The organism is Streptomyces sp. NBC_01334 (assembly GCF_035983595.1).
Lineage (GTDB): Bacteria > Actinomycetota > Actinomycetes > Streptomycetales > Streptomycetaceae > Streptomyces > Streptomyces coriariae.
The window spans coordinates 9,240,230-9,256,577 of record NZ_CP130718.1; the positions used below are offsets into that span (position 1 = coordinate 9,240,230).

10 protein-coding genes are annotated in these 16,348 nt (G+C 71.3%); 8 read left to right on the plus strand and 2 right to left on the minus strand.

Features of this window, described 5'->3' with window-relative positions; all coding sequences use genetic code 11:
- The first annotated feature begins 267 nt into the window (after positions 1-267).
- The 7 genes from OG736_RS41095 (at position 268) to OG736_RS41125 (ending at position 11,996) form a co-directional block, all read left to right on the plus strand.
- Entirely contained in the window at positions 268-4,551 is a 4,284-nt protein-coding gene (locus OG736_RS41095; RefSeq protein WP_327186990.1) for a discoidin domain-containing protein, read from the plus strand.
- A gap of 99 nt (positions 4,552-4,650) precedes the next feature.
- Positions 4,651-5,661, plus strand: coding sequence for a LacI family DNA-binding transcriptional regulator (locus OG736_RS41100; protein ID WP_327186991.1), 1,011 nt, complete (start codon positions 4,651-4,653; stop codon positions 5,659-5,661).
- Positions 5,662-6,005: 344 nt separating this feature from the next.
- Complete coding sequence (locus OG736_RS41105; protein ID WP_327186992.1) at positions 6,006-7,421, plus strand: ABC transporter substrate-binding protein; 1,416 nt, start codon at positions 6,006-6,008, stop codon at positions 7,419-7,421.
- Positions 7,422-7,751: 330 nt separating this feature from the next.
- Positions 7,752-8,714 (plus strand): carbohydrate ABC transporter permease, encoded by a 963-nt coding sequence (locus OG736_RS41110; RefSeq protein ID WP_327186993.1) that lies wholly within the window; start codon positions 7,752-7,754, stop codon positions 8,712-8,714.
- Between the two features lie 20 nt (positions 8,715-8,734).
- On the plus strand, positions 8,735-9,613 hold the full coding sequence (locus tag OG736_RS41115) for a carbohydrate ABC transporter permease (protein ID WP_327186994.1): 879 nt from the start codon (positions 8,735-8,737) through the stop codon (positions 9,611-9,613).
- Positions 9,614-9,778: 165 nt separating this feature from the next.
- Positions 9,779-11,395, plus strand: coding sequence for a glycoside hydrolase family 13 protein (locus tag OG736_RS41120; RefSeq protein WP_327186995.1), 1,617 nt, complete (start codon positions 9,779-9,781; stop codon positions 11,393-11,395).
- A gap of 100 nt (positions 11,396-11,495) precedes the next feature.
- Complete coding sequence (locus OG736_RS41125; RefSeq protein ID WP_327186996.1) at positions 11,496-11,996, plus strand: nucleotidyltransferase domain-containing protein; 501 nt, start codon at positions 11,496-11,498, stop codon at positions 11,994-11,996.
- Positions 11,997-12,155: 159 nt separating this feature from the next.
- On the opposite strand, the gene OG736_RS41130 is transcribed toward OG736_RS41125, so the two are convergent.
- On the minus strand, positions 12,156-13,664 hold the full coding sequence (locus OG736_RS41130; RefSeq protein WP_327186997.1) for an MFS transporter: 1,509 nt from the start codon (positions 13,662-13,664) through the stop codon (positions 12,156-12,158).
- 239 nt (positions 13,665-13,903) lie between these two features.
- Positions 13,904-14,647, minus strand: a complete 744-nt coding sequence (locus tag OG736_RS41135) for a TetR/AcrR family transcriptional regulator (RefSeq protein WP_327186998.1) — start codon at positions 14,645-14,647, stop codon at positions 13,904-13,906.
- 59 nt (positions 14,648-14,706) lie between these two features.
- On the opposite strand from OG736_RS41135, the gene OG736_RS41140 reads away from it, so the two are divergent.
- Positions 14,707-16,311, plus strand: coding sequence for an FAD-binding oxidoreductase (locus OG736_RS41140; protein WP_327186999.1), 1,605 nt, complete (start codon positions 14,707-14,709; stop codon positions 16,309-16,311).
- The last annotated feature ends 37 nt before the right edge of the window (positions 16,312-16,348 follow it).

The following is a 16,348-nucleotide window of genomic DNA, read 5'->3' on the forward strand; positions in this document are numbered from 1 at the left end:
TTGCGGATCCGCTTGCGTCAGCGTGAAAGCTCGCACGAAAGTCGCTGATCCCGGTGCCTGGGCAGGTCGTCCAGGGGATGGGCGGGTCGGAGGCACTGCTGTCCCGACGGTGGACGAACCTCTATCGGTCTGCAACTCTCTGAGCGATTCACGCAAAAGCGGTGCCCTGTCCCGCACATTGAGGCGTGTCCGGCGCGCCGGCGAGCCAACCCATCCAGCAACCGCGTTCCTCCGCGCCACGGCGGACGGGACGGAGATCGGGGAGAGATGAGACCGAAGCGCAGGGGACGGCGGTTCTTGGCCGCCGTCCTCACGACCAGCCTGCTGATGCTGGGCGCGTCGTCACTGACCACCGCCCAGGCGGCCGACGGCCCCAACCTCGCTGCCGGACGGCCCACCGCGGCCGGCAGCGCACACACCGAGTACGCCGCCCGCAACACCACCGACGGCGACCAGGGCTCCTACTGGCAGAGCGCGGGCGGCGACCTGCCCCAATGGGTCCAGACCGACCTCGGCTCCACCGCCCGCGTCGACGAGGTCGTGCTGAAGCTGCCCGCGTCCTGGGAGACCCGCAGCCAGACCCTGTCCGTGCAGGGCAGCGCCGACGGCACCGGCTTCACCACCCTGAAGGCGTCCGCCGCCTACACCTTCAGCCCCGGCTCGGCCAACAGCGTCACGGTGAGCTTCCCGGCCGGACAGACCCGCTATGTACGCGTCGAGATCACCGCCAACACCGGCTGGCAGGCCGCCCAGCTCTCGGAACTCGAGGTGCACGCGGCGGGCGAGTCCTCCACCGACCTCGCCCGCGGCCGCACCCTCACCGCCAGCAGCCACACCGAGACGTACGTGCCGTCCAACGCCGCGGACGGCAACAAGGCCAGCTACTGGGAGAGCCGCAACAACGAACTCCCGCAGTGGATCCGGGCCGACCTCGGCTCCTCCCTCGGCGTCGACCGGGTGGTGCTCAAGCTGCCCGACGGCTGGGGCGCCCGCACCCAGACCCTGAAGATCCAGGGCAGCGCCAACGGGACCGACTTCACCGACCTGACGGCGTCGAGGGCGTACCGGTTCGCCCCGGCCGACGGGAACACGGTGACGATCACCTTCGACACCGCCACCACGCGCTACGTCCAGGTCCTGGTCACCGCCAACACCGGCCAGCCGGCGGCCCAGTTGTCCGCGCTGGAGGTCTACGGCCCGGCGACCGGCGACACCCAGGCGCCCACCGCTCCCGCGAACCTGGCGTTCACCGAGCCTGCCGCCGGGCAGATCCGGCTGACCTGGAACGCCTCCACCGACAACAACGCCGTCACCGGCTACGACGTCTATGCCGACAACGAACTGCTGACCTCCCTCGCCGGTAGCGCCACCACCTACACCGACACCCGGCCCGCGAGCGCCACGGTCTCCTACTTCGTGCGCGCCAAGGACGCCGCCGGGAACGTCTCCGGCAACAGCAACACCGTCACCCGCCGCGGCGCGACCGGCGACACCCAGGCGCCCACCGCTCCCGCGAACCTGGCGTTCACCGAGCCTGCCGCCGGGCAGATCCGGCTGACCTGGAACGCCTCCACCGACAACACCGCCGTCACCGGCTACGAGGTGTACGGCAACAACACCCTGCTGACCACCGTCGCGGGCAACGTCGCCACGTACACCGACAACCGCCCCGCCACCGTGACCGTGTCCTACGTCGTGCGGGCGAAGGACGCCGCCGGGAACGTCTCCGGTGACAGCAACTCCGTCACACGGACCGGTACTTCCGGCCCCGGCTCCAACCTCGCGGTCGGCAAGCCCATCACGGCCTCCTCGACCGTGCACACCTTCGTGGCCGAGAACGCCGCCGACAACTCCACCAGCACCTACTGGGAGGGCTCCGGCCACCCCGCCACACTGACCGTGCAGCTCGGCGCCAACGCCGACGTCACCTCACTGGTCCTGCGCCTCAACCCGGACAGCTCCTGGGGACCGCGCACCCAGACCGTCCAGGTGCTCGGGCGGGAGCAGTCCGCGAGCGGCTTCACCTCACTGGTCGCCGCCAAGGAGTACGCCTTCAGCCCGGCGAGCGGCAACGCGGTGACCATCCCGGTCGCCGCCCGCGTCGCCGACGTCCAGCTGCGGTTCACCGTCAACTCCGGTGCCCCGGCAGGGCAGATCGCCGAGTTCCAGGTGATCGGCACCGCCGCGCCCAACCCCGATCTGCAGGTCACCTCGCTGACCGCCGCACCGGCCTCGCCCGTCGAGTCGGACACCATCACCCTGTCCGCCACCGTCCGCAACAGCGGCGAGACCGCCGCGCCCGCCAGCAGCCTCGCGCTGCGGCTGAACGGCACCAAGGTCGCCACCGCCCCGGTGGGCGCCCTGGCCGCCGGGGCGCAGGCCACGGTCAGCGCCTCGATCGGCACCCGCGAGACGGGGACCTACCAGCTCAGCGCCGTCGCGGACGACGGCGGCACGGTGATCGAGCAGAACGAGACCGACAACACCTACACGGCGCCCACCGCGCTCACCGTGCGCCCGGTCAGCAGCTCCGACCTGGTCCCGGTGATCACCACGGCCCCGTCCGGGCCGGCCGCGGGCGACACGGTCACCTTCCGGGTCGCCGTGCGCAACCAGGGCACCGTCGCCTCGGCGAGCGGCGCCCATGCCCTCGCCCTCGCCCTGGTCGACTCCAAGGGGGTGACCGTCCGCACCCTGACCGGCTCCCACGACGGGGCGATCGCCGCCGGTGCCACCACCGCGCCGGTCACCCTCGGTACCTGGGCCGCCGCCGACGGCACCTACACGGTGCGCGCCACGGTCGCGGCCGACGGCAACGAACTCCCCGTGAAGCGGGCGAACAACACCGTCGAGCAGTCCCTGTTCGTGGGACGCGGCGCCGACATGCCGTACGACATGTACGAGGCGGAGGACGGCACCACGGGCGGCGGCGCCACCACCGTCGGACCCAATCGCACCGTCGGCGACCTCGCGGGCGAGGCGTCAGGACGCAAGGCCGTCACGCTCGACAGCACCGGCGAGTACGTGGAGTTCACCACCCGGGCGGCCACCAACACCCTGGTGACCCGCTTCTCCGTTCCCGACGCCGCGGGCGGTGGCGGCACCGACACCACCCTGAACGTCTACGTCGACGGCACCCTCCGCAAGGCCCTGCCGCTCACCTCGCGATACGCCTGGCTGTACGGCGCCGAGGCCTCGCCCGGCAACGCGCCGTCCGCGGGAGCCCCGCGCCACATCTACGACGAGGCGCACCTGATGCTGGGCGAGACCGTCCCGGCCGGTGCGAGGATCCGGCTCCAGAAGGACGCCGCCAACACCTCGCGCTACGCCATCGACTTCGTCAGCCTGGAGCAGGTCGCGCCCGTCGCCAACCCCGACCCGGCGGCGTACGCCGTCCCGGCCGGCTTCACCCACCAGGACGTGCAGAACGCCCTCGACCGGGTCCGTACGGACACCACCGGCAGACTCACCGGCGTCTACCTGCCGCCGGGCGACTACCCGACCTCGGCCAAGTTCCAGGTGTACGGCAAGGCCGTGCGGGTGGTCGGCGCCGGACCCTGGTACACCCAGTTCCACGCCCCGGCCGGCCAGGAGAACACCGACGTCGGCTTCCGGGCCGAGGCGAGCGCCAAGGGCTCCGCGTTCCGCGGCTTCGCCTACTTCGGCAACTACACCTCGCGCATCGACGGGCCGGGCAAGGTGTTCGACTTCGCCAACGTGTCGGACATCGTCATCGACGACACCTGGACCGAGCACATGGTCTGCCTGTACTGGGGCGCCAACACCGACCGGATGACGGTCAGCAACGCGCGCATCCGCGATACGTTCGCCGACGGCGTCAACATGACCAACGGGTCGACGGACAACCACGTCGTCAACAACGAGTCCCGCTCCTCCGGCGACGACAGCTTCGCGCTGTTCTCGGCGATCGACGCGGGCGGCGCCGACATGAAGGACAACCTCTACGAGAACCTGACCTCGCTGCTGACCTGGCGGGCCGCGGGCATCGCCGTGTACGGCGGCTACGACAACACCTTCCGCAACATCCACATAGCCGACACCCTGGTCTACTCCGGCATCACCATCAGCTCCCTGGACTTCGGCTATCCGATGAACGGCTTCGGCACCGACCCGACGACGGTGGAGAACGTCTCCGTCGTCCGCTCCGGCGGGCACTTCTGGGGCGCCCAGACCTTCCCCGGCATCTGGCTGTTCTCCGCGTCCAAGGTGTTCCAGGGCATCCGCGTCAACGACGTCGACATCGTGGACCCGACCTACTCCGGCATCATGTTCCAGACGCAGTACGTCGGCGGCCGGCCGGTGAACCCGATCAAGGACACCGTCCTCACCGACATCTCCATCACCGGCGCCCGCAAGAGCGGTGACGCCTACGACGCCAAGTCCGGCTTCGGACTGTGGGCGAACGAGCTGCCCGAGGCCGACCAGGGTCCGGCGGTCGGCGAGGTCACGTTCAACGGGCTGCGCCTGAACGGCAACGCCGTGGACGTCCGGAACACCACCTCCACCTTCAAGATCAACATCAATCCCTGAACGCCGGTCCGCAAGAGAGTCATGGATCCTGACGGAAACTGAACATTATGGCCCTGGTTGGCGCAAGCCGTTTGCGCGGCTTGCGCTAGCCTTGCGCCCATGACGCGACGACTTGCTCAGGTTGCCAAGAAGGTAGGGGTCAGCGAAGCCACGGTCAGCCGGGTGCTCAACGGCAAGCCGGGGGTCTCCGAGACCACCCGTCAGTCGGTGCTGACGGCGCTGGACGTGCTCGGCTACGAGCGCCCCACCCAGCTGCGCGGTGAGCGCGCCCGCCTGGTGGGACTCGTCCTGCCGGAGCTGCAGAACCCGATCTTCCCGCTGTTCGCCGAGGTCATCGGCGGCGCACTGGCACAGCAGGGGTTGACGCCCGTGCTGTGCACCCAGACCAAGGGTGGCGTCTCCGAGGCGGACTACGTCGATCTCCTGCTTCAGCAGCATGTCTCCGGTGTGGTCTTCGCCGGAGGGCTGTTCGCGCAGGCCGACGCCCCGCACGACCACTACCGGCAGCTCGCCGAGCGGCGCATCCCGGTGGTCCTGATCAACGCGCCCATAGAGGAGCTGGACTTCCCCTGTGTCTCCTGCGACGACGCCGTCGCGGTGGAACAGGCCTGGCGGCACCTCTCCCTGCTGGGCCACGAGCGCATCGGGCTCGTCCTCGGGCCCCGCGATCACATCCCCTCCCGGCGCAAGCTCGCCGCAGCCCAGGCGGCGGCCGAGGCGGCCGGCTCCCCGCTCCCCGACGACCGGGTGGAGCGCTCGATGTTCTCCCTGGAAGGCGGCCAGGCGGCCACCTCGCGCCTGCTGGACCGCGGGGTCACCGGCATCATCTGCGCCAGCGACCCGCTGGCCCTCGGCGCCATCAGGGCAGCCCGGCGGCGCGGCCTCGCGGTGCCCGAGCAGGTGTCCGTCGTCGGCTTCGACGACTCCGCCTTCATGAACTGCACGGAGCCCCCGCTGTCCACCGTGCGCCAGCCCATCGAGGCCATGGGGCGCGCCGCCGTGGACCTGCTGTGCACCCAGATCCAGGGCGGCGAAGTGCCGCCCGGTGAGCTGCTGTTCGAGCCCGAGCTGGTCGTGCGCGGCTCCACGGCCCAGGCGCCGCGCGACTGACGGACGGAGACCGTCCCGTTCGGCACGCCCCTTGCCCGCACCTCTCCTCGCGTACACCGCCCGTCGCGTCATCGGCCGGCCCACGGACCCTCGTGGGCCGGCCGTGTCATGTCGTCGCCGGTGTGACGGCACCGTCCGGGAAGCGGTACGCAATGTTCCGTACTCGACACCGACTTGCAGCGAATCACCGGGCGTCAACCGTTCCATCTGCGTTGCTCTGTCAAGCAATTACGAAATCAGCGCGAGATATTGCGCAGTCTTGTTGGCGGTGATTGAGTGTGCGGCGCCCCACCTCGTACTGATGAGGGGGCGCCTTCCACGTTCATGCCCGAAGGGGACCACCCATGAGAAGAGCTCGGTTCCGCCGTACCCGCCGCGCCGGCGCGGTCACCCTCGTCTCCGCTCTCACACTGACGGCGCTCGCCGCCTGCGGCACGAGCAGCAGCGACGACGGCGACAACGGCGACGGGAACAGCGCGAACGCCAACCCCGCCGCGCCGCTGGACCCCAAGACCAAGGTGACCATCACCATCGACTGCATGCCGCCGGCGGCCAAGAAGGCCGAGCTCAAGGAGTGGAACGAGGACGTCAAGGAGTTCAACAAGACGTACCCCAACGTCACCGTGCAGGGCCGCTCCACCCCGGGCCAGTGCCTGGAGCCGCCGCGCTTCACCGCGATGCTCAAGGCGAAGTCCCAACCCGACGTGTTCTACACCTACTTCACCGACCTGGACCAGGTCCTCGACAACGACGGCGCCCAGGACATCAGCGCCTACGTGAACGACAGGACCGTGCCGCTGCTGAAGGACATCGACCCGGACGTCCTCGGCTCGCTCAAGAAGGACGGCAAGCTCTACGGCCTGCCCACCAGCAACTACCGGATGGGCCTGCTCATCAACCGCTCGCTCTTCGAGCAGGCCGGCCTCGACCCGGACACCCCGCCCGCCACCTGGGAGGACGTCCGGGCGGCGGCGAAGAAGATCGCCGGACTCGGCGGCGGCGTGGCCGGCTTCGGCGAGTACAGCGCCGGCAACACCGGCGGCTGGCACTTCACCGCGCAGATGTACAGCCTCGGCGGTGAGGTCGTCGACGCCTCCGGTACGAAGGCCGCGTTCAACGACGCGATCGGCAAGCAGGTCGCCCAGAACCTCCACGCGATGCGCTGGGAGGACGACGCCATGGGCAAGACCCAACTGCTGAAGTGGGGCGACCTGCAGAAGCAGATCGCCACCGACAAGCTCGGCATGTTCCTCGCCGCGCCCGACGACGTGACCTACATGGTCCAGCAACTCGGCGCGAAGTACGAGAACTTCGGCATGGGGCCGATCCCCGGCGGCAAGAACACCCTCGCCGGCGGCAACAACTACATGATCAAGAAGGGCATCTCGCCCGACAAGGTCAAGGCCGCGATCGCCTGGCTCAACTTCAAGTTCACCACCGTCGGCAAGGGACAGTACGACTGGGAGCGCACCAAGGCCGACAGCCTCCCCGTCGGACTCCCGCAGCCCAACCTGTGGCTGAACGACAGCAAGACCAAGGACGACGCCGCCCGTCAGCAGTTCGCCACCATGCCGGTGCAGAACTTCAAGGCCTTCATGGACAACCCGGTCCCGGGCAAGGCCGAGCCGCCGAAGGCGCAGGAGATCTACAAGGTCCTCGACAACGTGATGTCCGGCATCCTCACCAACAAGGACGCCGACATCGACAAGCTCCTGTCGACCGCGGAGGCCCAGGTGAACCAGGTCCTCGCCAACGGGTGACCCCCGCGGGGCCGGGCGGTCTCCCACCGCCCGGCTCGCGAGCGCGCCCCAGGGCCTGTCTTTCGGATCCTGCCGGGGGCGCTGGGTCCGGCACGTACTCCCCCAGAGGGGGGACCCCAGCGGTGTTGTCGTCGGTTGTCGACGCTCCGCGTTGCAGCCGCACGCACCAGACTCCGCTCGGGCCGCCGGTACGGGCCGTCGATCGAGCCGGCCCGTACCGAAAGAAGGGCCCCGACCCGCTCCCACCCGGCGGGCCCGGCGCCCGTCCGCCCACGCCACTCATCCGGACCGTCCCGTCCGGCGACACCGCAGTCCGACCGAGGAGCACCCATGTCGGCCCCCACCCTCACCCAGGACCCGGCGGCCAAGGAACGCCGTCCCCGCCGGCCGCGTGCCGGCGCCGTCCGGCCCCCGGCCGGAGGCCTCGGCAAGGCCGTGCGCCGCAATGTCACCGCCCACGCATTTCTCATCGGCGCGGTGCTCTGCTTCGCCTTCTTCTCCTGGTACCCGATCGTCCGCGAGTTCCTGCTGGCCTTCCAGAAGACCGAGGACGGCCAGGTCAGCTGGACCGGCTGGGACAACTTCGTCACCGTCTGGAACGACCCCGCCTTCGGCCAGGCCTGGCGCAACACCCTCTGGTTCACGGCCCTGGCACTCGTCCTGGGCTTCGCCGTCCCCTTCGTCACGGCCCTCGTCATCAACGAGTTCCGGCACGGCCAGGGCTGTCTGCGGCTCCTTGTCTACCTGCCCGTCATGCTGCCGCCCACCGCCTCCGTACTGCTCTTCAAGTACCTGTACGACCCCGGGTACGGCATGTTCAACGAGGTGCTGGACGTCTTCGGCGTACCCGCCCAGCAGTGGCTCCAGGACCCCGACACCGCGATGCTCTCCGTCGTCGTCGCCTCCACCTGGATGAACATGGGCGGCGCGACCCTCATCTACCTGGCCGCGCTCCAGAGCGTCCCGGGCGAACTGTACGAGGCCGCCGAACTCGACGGGGCCGGCCTGCTGCGCAAGGTGTGGCACGTGACGATCCCGCAGACCCGGCTGATCCTGGCGCTGATGCTGCTGATGCAGATCATCGCCACGATGCAGGTCTTCATCGAGCCCTTCCTGCTGACCGGCGGCGCCGGACCCGAGGGGTCCACCACGACCGTCGTGTACCTGATCTACCAGTACGCCTTCAACTTCAACAACTACGGTGCCGCGGCGGCGCTCGGCCTGATCCTGCTCGTCACGCTGGCCGTCTTCTCGGCCGTGTACGCCAGGCTCAACCGCGCCACCGAAGAGTAGGACCGGGGGGAGACACGGACATGTCCACAACACGCACGCTCATCTCGCCCGCCGCCCTCGCCCGTCCGCGCGGCAGGCTGCTGTACTGGCTGTGCTTCGCGCTCGTCGTCGTCCTGTTCACGCTGGCCTTCCTCGGCCCGCTGTACTGGATGGTGTCCGGCGGGCTCAAGACCACCCAGGAAGCCGTCCAGACACCCCCGACCTGGGTGCCCGGCTCCGTCCACCCGGAGAACTACCAGCGGGCCTGGGAGGTGATGGACCTCGCCCGCCTGCTCCTGAACACCCTGTACTACGCGTTCGGCGCGCTCGCCTTCCAGCTGGTGCTGGACGTCGCCGCCGCCTACTCCCTGTCCAAGCTGCGGCCGGTCCTGGGCAAGGCGATCCTCGGGCTGATGCTCGTCACCCTGATGATCCCGGCGACCGTCCTCGTCGTCCCGCAGTACCTCACTGTGCTGGACATGCCGATCGTCGAGCGCAACCTGCTCAACTCGCCCTGGGCGATCTGGCTGCCCTCGGTGACCAACGCCTTCAACATCTTCCTGCTGAAGCGGTTCTTCGACTCCATCCCGAAGGAACTCCTGGACGCGGCCTCCATGGACGGCGCGGGTCCGCTGCGCGTCCTGTGGTCGGTGGTGCTGCCGATCTCCCGGCCCATCCTCGGCGTGGTGTCGATCTTCGCGGTCGTCGGTGTCTGGAAGGACTTCCTCTGGCCGATGCTGGTGCTGCCCGACCCCACCGGCCAGACCCTCGCCGTCGGCATCTACTCGCTCGCCACCAGCGTGCCCGAGAACGTCCTGATCGCCGCCCTCACCATCGCGTCCCTGCCGACCCTGCTGTTGTTCCTCCTCTTCCAGCGCAACATCATGAGCGGACTGACCGCGGGCGGCCTCAAGGGCTGAATCCGACCTCCGGCACCCGGCGTTCCCCGGCTCCCGCCGGCCGTGGGTGCCGCGCCCGCCCGGCCCGTCGGTACCCCTTCCGATACTCCGCCACCGCCCCGTATCCGACGCCCCGCTGTCCGGGTCGGCGGCGGAGAACCACCCCTGCCCCGAAAGGACCGTCACGTGGCAGCCCCGCACCCCGACAGGACCCCCGCCCCCTCGGACGACTGGTGGCGTGGCGCTGCCATCTACCAGGTGTATCCCCGCAGTTTCGCCGACGGCGACGGCGACGGCACCGGGGACCTGGCGGGCGTACGGGCGAGACTGCCCTATCTCGCCGAACTGGGCGTCGACGCCATCTGGTTCACCCCCTGGTATCTCTCACCGCTCGCCGACGGCGGCTACGACGTCGCCGACTACCGCACCATCGACCCCGCCTTCGGCACCCTCGACGAGGCCGAGAAGCTGATCGGAGAGGCCCGGGCCCTCGGCATCCGCACCGTCGTCGACATCGTCCCCAACCACGTCTCCGACAAGCACCCGTGGTTCCGGGCCGCGCTCGCCGCCGGACCCGGCAGCCCCGAGCGCAAGCTGTTCCACTTCCGCCCCGGGCGCGGCGAGGACGGCGAACTGCCGCCCAACGACTGGCCGTCGCAGTTCGCCGGCCGGACCTGGACCCGGGTCGCGGACGGCGAGTGGTATCTGCACCTGTTCACCCCCCAGCAGCCCGACCTCAACTGGGCCCACCCGGCGGTCCGCGAGGAGCACGAGGACGTCCTGCGCTTCTGGTTCGAGCGGGGCGTGGCCGGCGTCCGCATCGACTCGGCTGCCCTGCCCGCCAAGGACCCCGACCTGCCGGACTTCGTGGAGGGCAGCGACCCCCACCCGTACATCGACCGCGACGAACTGCACGAGATCTACCGCTCCTGGCGGAGCGTCGCGGACGCCTACGACGGTGTCTTCGTCGGCGAGGTCTGGCTGCCGGACGCCGAGCGCTTCGCGCGCTACCTGCGCCCCGACGAACTGCACACCGCCTTCAACTTCAACTTCCTGGCCTGCCCCTGGGACGCGGACCGGCTGCGCGCGGCCATCGACGACACCCTGGCCGAGCACGCCCCGGTCGGCGCGCCCGCCACCTGGGTGCTGTGCAACCACGACGTGACCCGCACGGTCACCCGCTACGGCCGTGCGGACACCGGATTCGACTTCGCGACCAAGGAGTACGACACCCCGACCGACCTGGCGCTCGGCACCCGCCGGGCCCGCGCCGCCGCCCTCCTCACCCTCGCGCTGCCCGGCTCCGTCTACCTCTACCAGGGCGAGGAACTCGGCCTGCCCGAGGCGGACATCCCACGTGAGCGCATCCAGGACCCGATGCACTTCCGCTCCGGCGGCGCCGACCCGGGCCGTGACGGCTGCCGGGTCCCGCTGCCGTGGACCGCCGACGCCCCGTACGCGGGCTTCGGTTCGCGCGTCGAACCCTGGCTGCCGCAACCCGCGGGCTGGTCCGCCTACGCGGCCGACCTCCAGGCCGCCGACCCCGGCTCGATGCTGGTCCTCTACCGCACCGCGTTGCGGCTGCGCCGTACCGAGGCGGGCCTCGGCGACGGCCCGCTGGAGTGGCTGCCCGCCCCCGCCGGGGTCCTCGCGTTCCGCCGGGCGCCCGGCCTGGTCTGCGTGGTCAACCTGACCGCCGCCCCGGCCGCCCTTCCCGAGCATGATCACGTCCTGCTCGCCAGCGGCCCCCTGGACGCCGCGGGCCGACTGCCGGGCGACACCGCGATCTGGCTGCGCGCATGAGCGAGTCGCACACTGTCACCGGGCCCGAGCCGGGGACTTCCCGCCGCCGGCCCGGCCCCGCGGGGGAGAAGAACCGCGGGGGAGAGGAGCTGCTGCCGCGATGATGACGGCCGAGGACGTGCTGTCCGTGCTGGCACTGCTGCGGCGCGCGGGCGCCGACGCCTGGATCGGAGGCGGCTGGGGCATCGACGCCCTGGTGGGGGAGCAGACCCGCGACCACCGGGACCTGGACCTGATGCACCGCCTGGAGCAGGAGCCCGACGTGGTGGCCGCCCTGGCGTCGGCGGGATTCACCGAGACCCTGGACCGGCGGCCCGTGCGGTTCGTCGTCACGGATGCCGCCGGACGGGAGATCGACCTCCACCCGCTGGTGTTCGCCTCCGACGGCTCCGCCACCCAGGCGTCCTTCGACCCCGACCGGCCGTTCCCCTACCCGGCCTCCTGCTTCGTGACCGGCACCATCGGCACGAGCACGGTCCCGTGCCTCTCCGCCGGCCAACAGGTCCACTTCCACCAGGGCTACGAGCCGACCGGACGCGACCTGCACGACATGGGGCTCCTGCGCAGGACGTTCGGCATCGCCACCCACTTCGACCCCTGAGGCGGGATCGGCGAGGGAGCGCCGCCGAAGCGGTCGGCGGGCCGTACGCGTACGCGTCCGGGCGTGCCGGCCGGTCCCGGGCGCCTCGACGTCGGCACCGTGTCCGCCGCCGCCATGTCGCCGTGCCCCGCACCGGGGCCCGGCGGCGCCGGCCGCGGATCAGGACTGGCGGGAGTGCAGGGGATCATGGGCGACCTCGTCCGGACACTTCTCGTGCGGTCGCCGCGTCCGCCGGTCGCGCCGCCAGTCGGCGGTCGCGAGGGCCAGCGACGCTCCCATCCCCACCAGGGCGGCGACCAGCGCGACGGTGAGGGCGCCGCGGTAGTCGTCGCCCTCACCGAGCGTCAGGTGGTACAGGCCGGGCAGGGCCGCGGTGCCCACCGCGGCGCCGAGGCGTTGACCGGTCTGGAGGGCACCGCCCGCCGCGCCGGCCATCCGCACCGGCACGTCCCGCAGGGTCATGGTGATGTTCGGCGAGACCACGAAGCCGCCGCCGACGCCGCCGAGGAAGAGCAGCGGGGCGGCCGCCCAGGGGGCGATGCCGAGGGGTGCGAAGCGGAGCAGCAGCGCGGCACCGCCCAGGCCGGTGATCACGCCCGTGAGGCCGCACACGGTGAGCAGCCGGCCGAACCGGTCCACCAGTCTGCCGGCGACGACGGCCGCGCTCGCCGAACCGATGGCGAAGGGTGTCACGGCGAGGCCTGATCGCAGCGGCGAGAAGCCGAGCCCGCCCTGGTAGAAGAGGGCGAAGACCAGCCAGACCCCGCTCAAACCGATGAAGTACAGGGTGCCGACCCCGGCGCCGACGGCGTAGCCGCGCACGGTGGTGAACAGGCGAGGATCGAGCAGCGGCTGGGCGTCCCGGACGACGAGACGGCGCTGCCACCGCACGAAGACGCCGAGCAGTGCGGCGCCGAGGAGGAACAGCCACCACAGGCGGCCCAGCCCGCCGGAGTCCGCCTGCACCAGCGGATACATGAGCGCGAGGACGCCGAGGCCGAGGAGCAGGACGCCGGGCACGTCCACGTGTCCCCGGCCGGCCGGCCGGGTGCGGGGCAGCAGCCGGCGGCCGAGCAGGACGGCGAGAACGCCGATGGGGACGTTGACGTAGAAGATCCAGCGCCAGCCCTCGGAGCCGGAGGCCAGCGCGAGGATGGCGCCGCCGGTGAGCGGGCCGACGGCGGAGGAGATGCCGACGGTGGCCCCGAAGAATCCGAAGGCCCGTCCACGCTCGGCGCCGCGGAACATCTGCTGGATGAGCGCGGAGTTCTGCGGAGCCATGAAGCCGGCCGCCAGCCCCTGGGCGAGGCGGGCCACCACCAGCCAGGTGATGTCGGGGGCGGCGCCGCAGGCCGCGCTGAAGATCACGAAGCTGCTCAGGGCCAACAGGAAGATGCGGCGTCGGTCGAGGGCGTCACCGAGGCGGCCTGCGGTGACCAGGGCGAGGGCGAAGGTGAGGGCATACCCGGAGACCACCCATTGCACCTGGGCGGCGGAAGCGTGCAGCTCGCGCTGGACGGTGGGCAGGGCGACCGCCACGATCGTCACGTCCAGCAGGCTCATGAAACCTGCCACCAGGGTGACCCAGAGGGCCCGCCACCGGTTCGGGTCCTGCTCGGAACCACTCTCCTGAGCGAACGGACTTCCGTTCTTCGCCGACGCCGTCACAGGGCCTCCTCTCGCCGGGCCGCGTCCGAGGACACCTGGTCACGCGGTGGAGGCGCCCCGTTGTTCCCCGGTACCCCCTGCGCCGTCGTCCGGCACCCTGTTCGCCCCGCTGTGTTCTGAGTGAATTCTGAGCCGCATCGATCCTCCGGCGCACACCGGAGCTCCTGCCCGGATCACCTGGGGTGCACGAACACAGTGCGCCACGGTCGCCGCTGCCCGGCCCGACGGGGCAACCGGGACTACGGGCCGAGCACGTCACGTGCGGCGGTGAACAGGCGGGAGCAGCGCTCCGTCATGGCGTCCGCCGACTCGTCGGGATGGTTGATCCACCAGCGGATCAGGGCGGTGGCCAGACCCCGCCAGGCATGGCTGAGAGCGTCGGCGTCCAGCGCGTCGAAGGACTCGGCTGCCAGGAGTACGTCGGCGGTGCCCGTGGCCGCGCACTCGTCGATCGCGGCACGGTATCGCCGCGCACGGCGGGCCGCCTCGCTGTCCGCGGGGACCGAGGTGTCATAGAGGACGAACCACGCCTCCCGCCGTCCTTCGAGAGCGGTGAAGACGCCGTGCATGACCCGGAGCGGTGTGGACGGTGCGACCGCCGGCGCCGAGTCGGCGAAGGCCTCCTGCGCGGTGGCACGTCTTCCGGCGGATTCCCCCCCGGCAGGGCTCTCTCCGGCCGAGTCCTCCTCGGCCGTGTCGTGCCTGGCCGTGTCCTGTCCTGCCGTGTCGTGCATGGCGGCCCGGACGGCCGACAGGATCCGGTCGGCTGCCGGGACGAGGCAGGCGAGGTACAGGTCGTGCTTGGCGCCGAAGTACTGGTGCAGCAGCGTCTTGGTGACCCCGACGCGAGCCGCGACGGCGGCGAGGGAGGTCCCGTCGTAGCCGTTGCGCCCGAACTCCTGCGTCGCGGCGGCGAGGATCTGCTGCTCGCGCCGGGCCCGCGGGACGCCTTTGGTGCCTGCTCGCGCAGAGGGGGTTGTCACGGATCGAATTTACCATAGGGTAATTTACCGCTTGGTAAGTTCGACGAGGGAGCCTGCCCATGTCCGGCACCACCGCACCGCGCAGCACCCGCGACCGATCCTGGTGGGGATGGGGCTGGGTCGACGCCCACCCGGACGACGCCGAATGCGTCGCGCTGGGAGCCCTGGTCCCCGGCACCCTGGCCCGGCCGCTGCCCCTGCCCGAGGTGGCCGATCTGCGCATCGGCAAACCTGCCGTCGAGGCGCCACGCAGCCTCGCGCCCCTCGTGACGTACGACCCCCGACCCCGTGCCGCCCACGCCATGGGCAAGGCCTACCGCGACGTCGCGCGCGCCCTGCGCGGCCGACCGGGCCGGATCCCCGACCTCGTCGCCCACCCGACCTGCGACCGGCACGTGGCCGACCTCCTGGAGTGGGCCGCCGAGCACGAAGTCGCCGTCATCCCCTACGGCGGCGGCTCGTCCGTCGTCGGCGGGGTGGAATACCGGGGCCGGGCCCACCGCGCCGTGCTGTCCCTGGACCTGACGGCCATGGACCGCGTCCTGGAGATCGACACCGTCAGCCGCGCCGCCCGCATCCAGGCCGGAATCCTCGGCCCCGCGCTCGAAGCCCAGCTCCGCACGCACGGCCTGACGCTGCGTCATTTCCCGCAGAGTTTCGAGTTCTCCACCCTGGGCGGGTGGCTGGCGACCCGCGCGGGCGGCCACTACGCCACCGTGCGCACCCACATCGACGACTTCACCCAGTCTCTGAGCGTGGTCACCCCCGCCGGCACCAGTACGTCCTGGAGGCTGCCCGCCTCCGGAGCCGGCCCCTCGCCCGACCGCCTCTTCCTCGGCTCCGAAGGCTCCCTGGGCGTCATCACCGAGGCATGGATGCGCCTGCAGGAGCGCCCCCGGCACAAGGCCTCGGCTTCGGTGTCCTTCGCCGACCTCCACGCCGCGCTGCCCGCGGTCCGCGCACTCGCCCAGTCCGACCTCGCGCCCGCCAACTGCCGTCTGCTGGACCCCGGCGAAGCCGCTCTGTCCGGCGCGGCGCGGGACGGCCGTGCCGTGCTCGTCCTCGGCTTCGAGTCCCCGACGGCACCCGTGGAAGAGCGCCTGGGCCAGGCACTGGATCTGGCCCGCGCCCACGGTGGGCGCCTCGACCCCGACCCGTCGGGCTCGGGAGCGCCCGAGGACGCGGCCGTCGGCGCGTGGCGCTCGGCCTTCCTGCGTATGCCGTACCTGCGGGACGGGCTCGCCCGCATGGGAGCCGTCGCCGAGACCTTCGAGACAGCCACGACATGGGACCGGCTGCCCGCCCTGATCGACGCGGTCCGCCAGGAGGTCGGTGCCGCCGCACTCAAGGCCACCGGGCACCCCGCGACGGTCAACTGCCGCCTCACGCACGTCTATCCGGACGGCGCCGCGCCCTACTTCACCGTGATCGCCGGTGGGCGTCCCGGCGACGAGGTCGCGGTCTGGGACGACCTCAAGGCCGTCGCGAGCGACGTTCTCCATCGCCACCGCGCCACGATCACCCACCATCACGCGGTCGGCCGCGACCACCGTCCCCAGTACGACCTCCAGCGCCCGGAGCCCTTCGCCCTGGCCCTGCACGCGGTGAAGCGGGCCCTCGACCCACGGGGCGTCCTCAACCCCGGTGTCCTCGTGGGTGATTGACCACACGGAGCGGATCGTCCGAAGGTGCTGCCCGGAG